The organism is Aeromonas piscicola (assembly GCF_000820005.1).
Classification (GTDB): Bacteria; Pseudomonadota; Gammaproteobacteria; order Enterobacterales; family Aeromonadaceae; genus Aeromonas; species Aeromonas piscicola.
This window is the reverse complement of sequence record NZ_CDBL01000071.1, coordinates 147644-160129: the sequence shown is the minus strand read 5'-3', so window position 1 is coordinate 160129 and position 12486 is coordinate 147644. Positions and strand designations below refer to the sequence as shown.

8 protein-coding genes are annotated in these 12486 nt (G+C 60.3%); 5 read left to right on the top strand and 3 right to left on the bottom strand.

Annotation, left to right across the window (positions count from 1 at the left end):
- The first annotated feature begins 198 nt into the window (after positions 1-198).
- From BN1128_RS17880 to BN1128_RS17860, 5 genes are all read left to right on the top strand, one after another.
- Positions 199-651, top strand: a complete 453-nt coding sequence (locus tag BN1128_RS17880; protein WP_042871210.1) for a hypothetical protein — start codon at positions 199-201, stop codon at positions 649-651.
- A 291-nt stretch (positions 652-942) separates the two neighbouring features.
- The gene (locus BN1128_RS17875) at positions 943-2463 is read left to right on the top strand and encodes an efflux RND transporter periplasmic adaptor subunit (RefSeq protein WP_042871207.1); all 1521 of its coding nucleotides are present in this window, start codon (positions 943-945) and stop codon (positions 2461-2463) included.
- A 73-nt stretch (positions 2464-2536) separates the two neighbouring features.
- Positions 2537-5665, top strand: coding sequence for an efflux RND transporter permease subunit (locus tag BN1128_RS17870; RefSeq protein ID WP_042871205.1), 3129 nt, complete (start codon positions 2537-2539; stop codon positions 5663-5665).
- 44 nt (positions 5666-5709) lie between these two features.
- The gene (locus BN1128_RS17865; protein WP_042871203.1) at positions 5710-6066 is read left to right on the top strand and encodes a copper-binding protein; all 357 of its coding nucleotides are present in this window, start codon (positions 5710-5712) and stop codon (positions 6064-6066) included.
- Positions 6067-6495: 429 nt separating this feature from the next.
- Entirely contained in the window at positions 6496-8031 is a 1536-nt protein-coding gene (locus tag BN1128_RS17860; protein ID WP_042871202.1) for a glycosyl hydrolase family 18 protein, read from the top strand.
- Positions 8032-8242: 211 nt separating this feature from the next.
- Here BN1128_RS17860 and BN1128_RS17855 read toward each other — a convergent pair whose 3' ends face one another.
- The 3 genes from BN1128_RS17855 to BN1128_RS17845 all read right to left on the bottom strand — a co-directional run bounded on the left by BN1128_RS17855 (position 8243) and on the right by BN1128_RS17845 (position 12167).
- Positions 8243-9031, bottom strand: coding sequence for a hypothetical protein (locus BN1128_RS17855; protein WP_042871200.1), 789 nt, complete (start codon positions 9029-9031; stop codon positions 8243-8245).
- A 249-nt stretch (positions 9032-9280) separates the two neighbouring features.
- Positions 9281-10975 carry a pyridoxal phosphate-dependent decarboxylase family protein gene (locus BN1128_RS17850; RefSeq protein WP_042871198.1) on the bottom strand — a complete coding sequence of 565 codons (1695 nt, stop codon included), beginning with the start codon at positions 10973-10975 and terminating at the stop codon, positions 9281-9283.
- 175 nt (positions 10976-11150) lie between these two features.
- Entirely contained in the window at positions 11151-12167 is a 1017-nt protein-coding gene (locus BN1128_RS17845; RefSeq protein ID WP_042871195.1) for a lipoate--protein ligase, read from the bottom strand.
- Positions 12168-12486 lie beyond the last annotated feature (319 nt).

Below are 12486 nucleotides of genomic sequence, written 5' to 3'. Positions count from 1 at the left end.
CCCCGCCGATGCGGGGGCTTTTTTATGCATACGCGGCTCATGTGCCACCCTTCCTTGCTCTTCCATCTACGTCCCCCATCCACGCACCTCAGGCAAAGCGCAGGCGGGATCACAACCGCGCTGATTGGCTGGTACTCACCTTGACCTTACTCTCAAGGTAAGGTTTACAGTGGCCCCAATCATCATCAGGACGTGTCCATGCTGTCATCGAGATTGCCCACTGAGCGTATTGCCCGGCTGTTGCTGGCGCTCATGCTCGTCTGCAATCTCACCCTCTGCATCAGCTGGCACGGGGCCGATCTCATCTCCCCCGCCATGGCGACCGGCAGCGATACTGCAACCATGAGTGCGACCGCCATGCCGGGGCTCGCCTGCCACACAATGGCATCCGATGATGGCGCTCAGGGCAATGCCATGAGCCCGGGGGAGTGCCAGATGCACGGCGGCCTCACCTCGCCAACCGGTGCCGGCCTGCCACTGCTGGCCGCGCTGCTGACCCTGCTTGTTCTCCCTTTGTTGTTGCTGCCCCATTTGGGGGTCTCCAGCCATCAGTTCGATCACTGGCTGCGGGATCCCTTCCTGCGATCTCGCGGTACTCACCCTCCCTCCTGGCCCCGCCGACATCTGATGCTGTCGGTGCTGCGCCATTAAAAAGCGCTTCTCTCGCGTGCTCGCGGCAAGGCTCATCTTGTCGCCTGCGCACGCCCTTGCCTGACCCTGTCACGACTGGCCTGGCCAGTCACTACAGGGAGCCGTGCGTCCGCTGACTCGTCAGCTGCGCCCCGTTTGCCGCCCTGCCCGTGTGTGCTGCCGTGATAACGACAGCCCGGCGGCCTGAGAGAAGAAAAGACACATGATGTCATCTGCCCGCATTCCCGGACACAGTGCCAAGCGCTGCGTCGAATCAAGTACCGCCCGCCTCCCGCAGACAGGAGGTGTGCGATGAGCCTGAAACTGCTGTTCTGCGCCCTGCTGCTCGCCCTTGGCGCCGGTGGCGGCTACTGGGTAGCCAAACAGACGACCGACGGCGCCACCGCCAAAGAGAAGACGCCCCTTTACTGGGTCAATCCCATGGATCCCCGCGACAAGCGCGATGCCCCCGCCAAGGACAACATGGGGATGGACTTCATCCCCGTCTATGAGGAGAAACAGGGTGGCTCGCCCGGCACAATCACCATCAGCCCCGAGATCCAGCAGAACCTGGGAGTGCGGTTGGCCAAGGTAGAGAGGCTGCCCATCCACCAGCAGATCGAGACCGTGGGTTACGTCGGTTATGACGAAGACAGGCTGGAGGCGGTCAACGCCCGCATGGCGGGCTGGATCCGCACACTCGCCATCAAGAGTGAAGGGCAGAGGGTCACCAAGGGGAGCCTCATCTATGAGCTCTACGCCCCGGATCTGGTCAATGCCCAGCACGAATACCTGCTGGCGCTGGGCACAACCAACCCGCTGCTGCTGCGCGCCGCCGAGGGCAAGCTCAAGTCCCTGCAGGTACCGGCGGACCAGATAGCCGCCCTCAAGCGCAGCCGCCAGGTGCGTGAAACCATCAGTATTTATGCCCCCAGCAGCGGTTATGTGTCGGAGCTGAAGGTACGCGAGGGCCAGTACGTGGAACCCGCCGCCGCCCTGTTCAACATCAGCACCCTGCAGCAGGTATGGGTCAGCGCCGAGGTGTTCGAACGCCAGGCCGCCCAGCTCAAAGTGGGGGATCCGGTCACCATGACCCTGGATTACGCCCCCGGTCGCAATTGGCAGGGCCGGGTGGATTACCTCTATCCGACGCTCGATGCCGCCACTCGCACCCTCAAGGTGCGGCTGCGCTTTGACAACCCGGACGAGTTCTTGAAACCCAACATGTTCGCCAAGGTGAGCATTCGCACCGGCAAGGGTGAACCCCGGCTGGTGGTACCGAGCGAAGCTGTGATCCGCACCGGCAGTCAGGATCGGCTGGTACTGGCGCTGGGGGATGGCAACTTCAAGTCGGTGGCCGTCACCCTCGGCGCCCAGTTTGGTGACAAGGTTGCCATCAAGGCGGGGGTGGAAGCGGGTGACAGCATAGTCAGCTCGGCCCAGTTCCTGCTCGACTCCGAATCGGCCATCGACTCGGACTTCCAGCGCATGACGGCGGTGCGCCCGGCACAGGTGTGGACTCAAGGGATGGTACAGAGCATAGATCTGGCCAGCCGCACCCTGATGGTGGCCCACCAGCCCATCCCCGAGTGGCAGTGGCCCGCCATGGAGATGGAGTTCACCGTGGCGGACGGGGTCGATATCAGCAAGCTGGCCGAGGGGCAAAGCCTCCATCTACAGGTGATGCAGGAGGGGGATGAGTACCGTATCACCACCATTCATCAGGATAGTGCCAAGGAAAGTGCCCCGGCCAGCGGCCACGCTCCGGAGCAAGTAAAGGATGAGATGGAAGGCATGGACCATAGCCAGCATGATATGGGAGCCAAGCCATGATCCCTTCCATCATTCGCTGCGTTGCTGACAACCAAGCTCCGCTCTCTGCGCAACATGAGCAAGGAGCCAGATCATGATCCCTGCCATCATTCGCTGGTCGGTCGGCAACCGCTTTCTGGTGCTGCTGCTGACCGTCATGCTCACCGCCTGGGGACTCTGGTCGGTCAAACAGACTCCGGTGGACGCCCTGCCGGATCTCTCCGACGTGCAGGTGATCATCAAGACGGCCTACCCGGGCCAGGCGCCCCAGGTGGTGGAGGATCAGGTGACCTACCCGCTCACTACCGCCATGCTGGCGGTGCCGGGCTCCACCACGGTGCGCGGCTACTCCTTCTTCGGTGACTCCTTCGTCTACGTGCTGTTTGACGACAACACGGATCTCTACTGGGCCCGCGCCCGGGTGCTGGAGTATTTGAGCCAGGTCGCCCCCAATCTGCCAGCCGAGGCGAAACCCCAGCTTGGCCCTGATGCCACCGGGGTGGGCTGGGTCTACCAGTACGCGCTGGTGGACAGGACCGGCAAGCACGATCTCAGCCAGCTCACCTCGTTGCAGAACTGGTTCCTCAAGTACGAGCTGCAAACCGTCAACGGCGTCTCCGAAGTGGCCACCGTGGGCGGCATGGTGCGCCAGTATCAGGTGCGGGTCGATCCGGACAAGCTGCGCGCCTACGGCATTCCCCTCTCCCTCATCCAGACCGCCATCGAGCAGGGCAACCAGGAGACAGGCGCCTCCGTCATCGAGATGGCGGAGGCGGAATACATGGTGCGCTCCAACGGCTATCTGAAGAGCGTCGAAGACCTCAAGCAGATCCCGCTCGGCATCCAGGTCAGGGGCGCGCCCCTGCTGCTCGGCGATGTGGCGGATGTGGTCACGGGCCCCCAGAGCCGGCGCGGCATCGCCGAGCTCAACGGCGAAGGGGAAGTGGTGGGCGGCATCATAGTCATGCGCTACGGCGAGAATGCCCAGCACACCATAGACGGGGTCAAGGCGCGGCTGGCCGAGCTCAAAGATAGCCTGCCGGAGGGGGTGGAGATAGTCACCGTCTACGACAGATCCGATCTTATCCAGCGCGCCATCGACAACCTCTCCGGCAAGCTGCTGGAGGAGTTCGCCGTGGTGGTGCTGGTCTGTCTGGCCTTCCTGTTCCACCTGCGCTCGTCCCTGGTGGTGGTCATCACCTTGCCCATCGCCATCCTGACCGCCTTCATCGTCATGCACCTGCAGGGGATCAACGCCAACATCATGTCCCTCGGCGGCATCGCCATCGCCATCGGCGCCATGGTAGACGGCGCCATCGTGATGATAGAGAACGTCCACAAGCACATGGAGCGGGAGGCGCTCACCGACAAGAACCGCTGGCGCATCATCACGGAGGCGAGCATCGAAGTGGGGCCCGCCATCTTCTTCTCCCTGCTCATCATCACCATGAGCTTCCTGCCGGTGTTTGCACTGGAGGCGCAGGAGGGACGCATGTTCCATCCGCTGGCCTACACCAAGACCTACGCCATGGCGGCGGCGGCCGGGCTCTCCATCACGCTGGTGCCGGTGATCATGGGGTATTTCATCCGTGGCAGGGTGCTGGCCGAACAGGCCAATCCCCTCAACCGTGGCTTGAGTCAGGCCTATATCCCGCTGCTCACGGCCGTGCTGACGCGCCCCAAGACCACGCTGGCCGCCGCACTGCTGGTGACGGTGGCGGGCTTCTGGCCACTCCAGTATCTGGGCTCCGAGTTCATACCGCCGCTCGATGAGGGGGACATAATGTACATGCCCACCACGGCGGCCAACATCTCGGTGGGCAAGGCGCGGGAAATATTGCAGCAGACCGACAAGCTCATTCGTACCGTGCCCGAGGTGCAGAACGTGTTCGGCAAGGCGGGGCGCGCCGATTCGGCCACAGACCCTGCCGACCTGGTGATGATGGAGACCAGCATCCAGCTCAAGCCGCGCGACCAGTGGCGCCCCGGCATGACCCCGGAGAAGCTGAAAGAGGAGCTCGACTCCCTCATTCGCTTCCCCGGCCTCACCAACGCCTGGGTGCCCCCCATCAAGACCCGCATCGACATGCTGGCCACCGGCATCAAGACCCCGGTCGGCATCAAAATCGCGGGGCCCGACCTCAAGGTGATCCAGCAAGTCGGCCAGCAGCTTGAGCAGATCGTCGGCAAGGTGGCGGGAGCGGCCTCCGTCTACGCCGAACGGGTGGCCGGTGGGCGCTACGTCAAGGTGGATATCGATCGGCTCAATGCCGCCCGTTATGGCCTCAACATCGCCGACGTGCAGGCGGTGCTCGCCACCGCAGTGGGCGGCATGGACGTGGGCCAGACCATAGAGGGGCGCGAGCGCTACCCCATCAACCTGCGCTATCCCCAGAGCTACCGTGATTCCGTGGCAAGCCTCGAATTGCTGCCGCTGCTCACCCCCAAGGGGGAGCGGATCGCGCTGGCGGACGTGGCCAGGGTTTACATCAGTGACGAGGCCCCCATGCTGCGCAGCGAGAATGCGCGCCTGAACGGCTGGGTCTACGTGGATATTCGCGGCCGCGACATCGGCACCTTTGTCGATGAGGCCAAGGCCGAGGTGAGCAAGCAGCTGGTGCTGCCGGCGGGCTACGCCCTCACCTGGTCGGGTCAGTATGAATACATGGAACGGGCCAAGGCGCGCCTCGCCTACGTGGTGCCGTTAACCATCGCCATTATCGTGCTGCTGCTCTATCTGGCGTTTCGCCGCATGCAGGAGGTGTTGCTCATCCTCACCACGCTGCCGCTCGCAGTGGTGGGCGGGATCTGGACCATCTGGCTACTGGATTTCAACCTCTCGGTGGCGGTGGGAGTGGGCTTTATCGCCCTGGCCGGAGTGGCGGTGGAGACGGGCGTGCTGATGCTGGTCTACCTCAACCACGCCTGGGATGACCTGGTAGCCCAGGGCAAACCGGACAAGGCGGGCCTGCACCAGGCCGTGATCCACGGCGCCGCCCTGCGCCTGCGCCCCAAGATGATGACGGTAGTCACCATCATCGCGGGTCTCTTGCCCATCATGTGGAGCCAGGGCACCGGCTCCGAGGTGATGCAGCGCATCGCCGCCCCCATGATAGGCGGCATGGTGAGTGCACTGGTGCTGACCCTGCTGGTGCTGCCCGCCGCCTACTACCTGTGGCGCAGCCGAAGCCTTGACGAAGTCGCGAACCCGCAACCCGAATAACCCTGTTTAACGACCCATTTTGACTGAACGACGAGGAAAACATCATGAACTACAAGACGCTGACCCTGACATTGCTGCTTGGCCTTGCCTCTCTCCAGGCCCAGGCCGAAATGACCATGAGCCACGCGGGGCACGATATGTCCCAGATGGAGGAGATGGATATGCAGGCGACGGGAGAGAACGCGATGACCAAGGGGATCATCAGCCGTATCGACGAGGCCAGCGGCAAGGTGGGGATCAAACACGAGGCCATCGACAACCTCAAGATGCCCCCCATGACAATGGTGTTCCTGCTGGCCGATCCGGCCCTGTTCAAGGGGCTCAAGGTGGGAGATACGGTGCGCTTTCACGCCGAAAACCCGGCCGGCAAGCTGACGGTCACCCAGTTGCAGAAGCGGTAACCCGACGAGCCTGATGCACGGGCATGACAGCGGCGGCCTCCCCGCCTGTCATGCCCCTCGCTTGTCTGTCCGGTCGTCAGGTCATATCCCTATGGATGCCTGACAACCGGAATACCCAGAACAAAATACAGTATGAGCGTGAGTCACCATTTTAAATCCGGACCAATTCGGCTAGCCGGCGCATTTTAAAAAACGGCAGGTAATTGATAGCAAAGTTAATATTGTTAATGTGTTTTTCATTAAGTTTGTATTCAGCGAAAAAAAAACGACCGCCCACCTTATTATCTGAACTCCTCATTCATGACTGGAGTCACCATCCCACTGATTAAACTACCCATTCAATAAAATAATTCAATATCACCCTGTATGAGAGCAAGGATGTTGCTTTCGGCTCTACTGCGCTCTTGTAGAGATAAATAAGGACATTATATGAAACGTCACACCCTGTTCGGCGCGTTCGCGCTGCTGTTTGCCAGCGGCGCCATGGCCCAAACGCCGGAAATAACCGCCTACTATCTGAGTGGCTCGGATGCCCCGGCCAATACCCCTGGTTACTATGCGTCACTGGACAATCTGGAAACCTTGAGCAATCAGGTGGCCAGTCAAAAGAGCAATTTCAACAAACTGGTACTGTCATTTGTCCAACCCAGCCTGGTCAATTACAGCCAGTATGACCTGGCCTGCACCGGATTGTTTGGATATATCTGCAATACCACAACCAAAAAAAATCTGGCTGACAATAATAAATCCACGGCCGACTTTGCCCGCCTCAGAGACATTATCAATGCCTTCAAGGTCAATGGAGTTGAAACCTATATCGCTGTCGGGGGCTGGAACTTCAGCTGTATCCCGGAATACTACGATGTCACGGCAGGCAAGGTGGATGCTTGTGGACCCGCCGCAGAACAATACGACTCCTTCCCCAACCCGGGCACCCGCAACCGCTTCGACAATCCCATCTCCGGCCAGGCCGCGGATCAGGCCTATCGCAACGTGGTGCAGCTGGCCAATGACCTCGGCGTGGCGGGCATCGATCTGGACTACGAAGAGTTCTGGCATGCGGACCTCAACGCCTACAGCTGGCGACTGACGCCGGATTCGGTGCAGCCGCCGACCGGCAACGTGGAATACGTGGACACGGCCACCCTGATGAGCAGAGGCAAGGGAGTGCGGGTCTACAACGACAGCATGCAACTCAATCCCGCCGAGCAGCCCTATCCTAGGATCATGCCGGACACGGTCGACAAGTTTGCGGCCATCATGCGCTCCCTCTACCAGGCCATCGATGCCATCAACCCCGAGCTGGCACTGAGCACTGCGGCCCCCGCAACGGGCGGTATCCCGAACATGTCGGCCAACTGGGGTAGCAATGCCCATACCAGCAATACCTATGGTGGTGCCTGGTGGGGCGGTAATTTATATGGCCTGATTTACAATACCGCACTGCAATATCCGGATCTGGTCGATAGGCTCAGTACCATTGGCATAATGTCATATGACCTGAGCGAAACAGACTGTGGGGGCGACACCAATATTCCGTGCGATCTGGCAGGACAGGTTGATTATTATTACGGGGCCTTCTTCAGCTGGCTGAAATCCGGTGACACCATACGACCTGGACACGCAGTAATAAAAGGATCGCCGAGTTATGCCAGCGCCTCCATTCAACCGCAAAAATTGCTGATAAGTCCAGCCATCACGGTCGGATTTGAAGTTGGCAGACCTGCGACAGGAAATTTACTGCTGAGCAAGGCTCTCCTCACGGATATCGCCACGCGCACGGCCAGATATTCACCATCCGGCATGATTATGTGGGATATTTATAAAGACAAACGCCATGATGAACCTATCGGGGGCTGGGATCCTGCATGGGCCCGTCCCAATGATGTATTGACAGCAACCTGTAATATCATGGGATTAAAGGGCGAACAATATGACTGTGCCAGCACAGTGCCGACGCCCTGATCTCATCACCTTCAATATACCTTGATCACATCATGCCGGTGCGCCTTGCACCGGCATGTCTCTATTTCGCCGCACTCGGGCACAAGCCGATATTCTCCACGCCGGTCGTGAGCCCGCAGAGGCAATCCATCCGATGCCTTGGCGCTTCGCCCGTCATGATGACAAACAGGCCGGGCCCGTGACCCGGCTTGCATTGCGCCATCAGAGCGGCTCACCCGTTCGGATAAGCCTTGGCTATGTTGGCCTGTGCCACCCCCATCAGCTGGGCCGAGATGTCCTGCAAGACATAAAGGTCGCGCCGCCGGGTCCAGGGTTGAGCGGATTGCTCGTCATACCAGACGGGCAGTTCGATCCCCTCCGGAGCATGGCTCGCCACCTTGCGGGCCCGGCAGGTCATGATGCAACGTTTGACGTGGTCGCGATGACCGATGACGGCCGCCGTACCAAGGGTGGAGGGATCACCACCTGCATAATCCCTGACGATGGCCTCGACCACCCCGTCCGTGCTCAGATAGACCAGCTTGCCCGCCTCGTCCCAGTAAGGTTCGATGGAGATGACATCCCTGGCCGGAATATCAGGATAACGGGTCGAATCGAGGTAATGGGCTATCTCCCACTGCACATACATGGGCATGGCTTTTTGTCGGTAGAGGGCTGCGCAACAGGCGGCCAGGGCCTCGTTCATGGGGCCGGGCTTGGCCAGCTCATCCGGGTTGCCGGAGTCGTTGGGGCGATTGCCAAAGGCAAAGGCGATCAGGGTGTTGGTCTCTGCTATCGCGATCGAGGGCGGCGTCATGTTGAAATTGGCCTCCTCGATGAAGGGGACCAGCTGGCGGGCAGTCTTTTCATCCTTCAGCTCGGCCGTCAACCTGTCGGTCAGGGTGGCGCTAAAATCGGCCGGGCTCCCTTCGCTGTCGTTGCTGCTGTTGCACCCGGCGAGGGTGGCGACCAGGGGGGCACTCAACAGCCCCAGGGTGACTCTGCGTCTGCACTTATCCATAACGGCTCCTTTTGATGGCATTCACGGCTAAACATCAGCCCGTTGGAATCCCTACCGTACTGAAAAAATGTGTCAAAAAAAGTCAGAATGAGATGAAGACGGGCATAACCGGTTCCGGTTCACGTTTTAAGCATGAATCGCAAGCAATGCCTTACGATTCAATCGATTGGCATAGTGGAAAATCACGCGACATGACACGGGCAGACCTCTGGTCTGCCCGTGTCTCCTTTCCTGACGGCTAGTCGGGGATCAGCCGCGAATGTGCGCGATGAAAGCATCGATCTGCTCACGGCCGCAGGCGGGGTTCATGAAGACCGCTTTTTCCCCGGCAATGTAGGAGTACTTGCCGCGGACGTCGTAGTCGGAGTGGGCTATGGCCTCCACCCAGTTGGTGTAGAGCCCCACCTTGCCGCGCCCGGTAAAGAGGCTGCGGTGATAGTCGGTGTTGCGCTGCAGCCGCGCCTTGTAGGCGGGATCGCTGGAGCGGGCCAGCTCGAAGGCAAATTCGGCTTCCGGATCCTGCACCCACTCGGGGTTGTAGATCTTGAAGCCCACGCTCGGCCCCTGATTCTCCTGGGCCACCAGCTTGACGTTGCCGAGCTGGCTTAACCGGAAGCGGAAATAGTTGGCATTTTGCAGGCAATGGGCCAACACGGTGCGATAGCCCTCGACCCCCAGGTAGTTGAGCGCCGCATAGGCACCGAACAGACCGCTGGCGCCACGGGAACACTCTATGGTGGACTGCAGGTGGGTCTGACCCTGAATGTCCCGCTCAAAATAGGAGAAGTTTTCCGGGTCATTCTCCATCGCCTTGAGATCATCCTGCTCTTTTATCATCACCAGGCTGGAGGTGTAGGGCACATAGCCCCACTTCTGGAAGTCGACGGTGAACGAATCCGCGTACTTGAGCTCGGCGAAGCGGGCCACGTTGCGCTCGATCCCCGCCAGGGTGGCGCCGTTGATGGCGAGCGGATTGGCGCCAAAGTCGTAATCCAGGAAGAAGATCATCGACCAGCCGATGGCGGCATCCACGTGGATATGGGGCTTGACTGCCACCTCGAACCGCTCGCAAAGGCGATCCCGCAGCTCGACCACGGGTTTGACCCGGTCCACCCCGAAGGTGTCGGTGGTCCCCATGGTGAGCATGATGGTGGGCACCACGTGTTTCAGGGCAAAACAGGCGGTCAGGGTGCGCTCCAGATGATCGAGATCGATGTCGTTGTTCTCGCCAACCTGAATGCGGATGGTCTTGTTCTCGATGTCGACCCCGAGCAGGGAGAGGTTGGTGATGTTGGAGTAGTGGCCGCCCTGGGAGTTGATGATGCGGTAATCCTGATAGTGACCCAGCCCCTTGTGCTTGGCCTCCGGCAGGCTCTTGCGAATGCCGAGCAGGTAGCCATAGAGGTTACAGAAGGTCCCCCCCTGGGTGAAGATGCCGGTGGCGCGGGCGGGATCATAGCCAGCCAGCAGGGCAATCTGGCGCACCACCTTCTTCTCCAGCTCCTCGGCCACCCCGGCGTATTCGGAGTAGACCAGGTTGGGGTTGGCGAGGATCCCCATCTGGGCGCCGTAGATGGCGGGATCCGCCGACATTGTGATGACGTTCTCGACGCTGGAGGGGTTCTCCCAGTCTTTGGAGAGGGCGCCGGCAAACAGCAGCTCGGCCATGGGTTCGCCCGGGGTGCGCATGGTGGCAGGCACCGGCATGGTCTCGCAGAGATCGGCGAGACGGGCGCGGCCATCTGGCCAGGCATTCAGGCGGGCATCCGGGGCCAGGCCACGGGCGCGAAACTCGTTGAGGGTGGCGAAACCGGGCTCGCGGAACACAGGCCAGAGATCGGGATTGCGCGAGAAAAAGTTGGCTTTGACTGTGGCGAAACGGGCGGAGAAATCGGGGTGGACGGCATTGACGCCTTCATCTTTCAGATAAACTAAGTCACTCATTTTTATACCATTAGTACAGCAAATGTGCAGCCCTTATACCCCTGCGCCGCTGTTTGAAACAGCGACAATATCTAATGGCCTCCCCTACTTTTTGTCATGATGAGCCGTGGCGTGGGCTGGCAAAAAGGCGCCTTTTGGGCGCCTCTTTTGATTTCGTTATCGGACCGGAAAAACCTCAGCGCAGCGCGGCCAGCAACCAGCGGGAGAGCTCGTCCAGCTCGGTTTGTTGGGCCGGGAAATCGGCCTGCAATTGCGACAGCAGCGCCGCTATGGCCTCGCTGCGATAGGCAAGCCCAACCAGCCGTTCGGCCAGCGCATCCAGCGGCGCCGGATCCAGGCTGTCGCTGAAGATCTGCGCCCGGCCTATGACCCCCTTCTCCACATCGAAATGGAGCTCGACCCCGCCCCAGCCGAAGCGCTCGTCCAGCTGATGGCTGAACGCAGGCGCATGGCCGAAGTTCCACTCCCAGCTGCGCTGGCGGGCGAAGGTGTCGGCAAAGCCGGGCAGGTCGGGCAGTTGGCTCGGAGAGATGTGTTCGGGCAGAACGCGCTCGCCGTAATGGGCAAAGAAGGCCTCGCAGAGGGCGGAACTCAGCTGGTTGTGGTCAATGCCGGGCAGCAGCTCGCACAGATTGGCCACCCGGCTGCGTACCGAGCTGATGCCCTTGGCCGCCAGCTTCTTGGGATCCGGATTGAGGTAGTTGGCGAGCCGGCCCAGATCGGCATCGAGCAGCAGGGTGCCGTGATGAAAGCCGCGATCCTGGGTCTCCCGGTAGGCCGAGCCCGACACCTTGCGCTCTCCGTCCTGGGTCGCCACCAGCAGATCGTTGCGCCCGGAGGCAAACGAGCTCACCCCGAGCCGCTTGAGCGCATCCAGCACTATGGCGGTGGAGATGCTCTTGTCATAGCCGGGCTTGCCCGCCATGAAGGTGAAGCAGCTGTTGCCAAGGTCGTGAAACACGGCGCCCCCCCCGCTGCTGCGCCGGGCCAGGGTCACCCCATCCTCTTCCATGCGACGGGTGTTGCACTCCTTCCAGGGGTTCTGGGCGCGACCAATCACCACCGTATTGGCGTTGCGCCACAGGAAGAGCACCCGCTGGTTCGGGTCCATCTGGCGAAAGATGCACTCCTCCACCGCCAGGTTGAACAGGGGATCGTGAGAGTCGGACAACAACAGACGCAATCGGGACATGAGAGAGCCTCAGCGAGAAGGAAGAGCCGCTATCATACCACCGCTGGCAACCGGATTTGGGCCCTTGCCGGCTGGCCTCCATTGTTACCGATTAACAACCTAATAGAATCAATCCAGATACATTCCCACAGCATCAGAAAAGTATCTTTTGATACGGCGACACAGGTTGACGCATTGCACCGTTAAAAAAGCAATCACTCACTATTACTGAGATAAATAACAGATGAATACGACTAAAATGCGACCGTTTTTATAGGCCATATGGCTCCTTAATTATTCGCATAATTGACAAAAATACCGAGCATGAAAGCCAAATGTG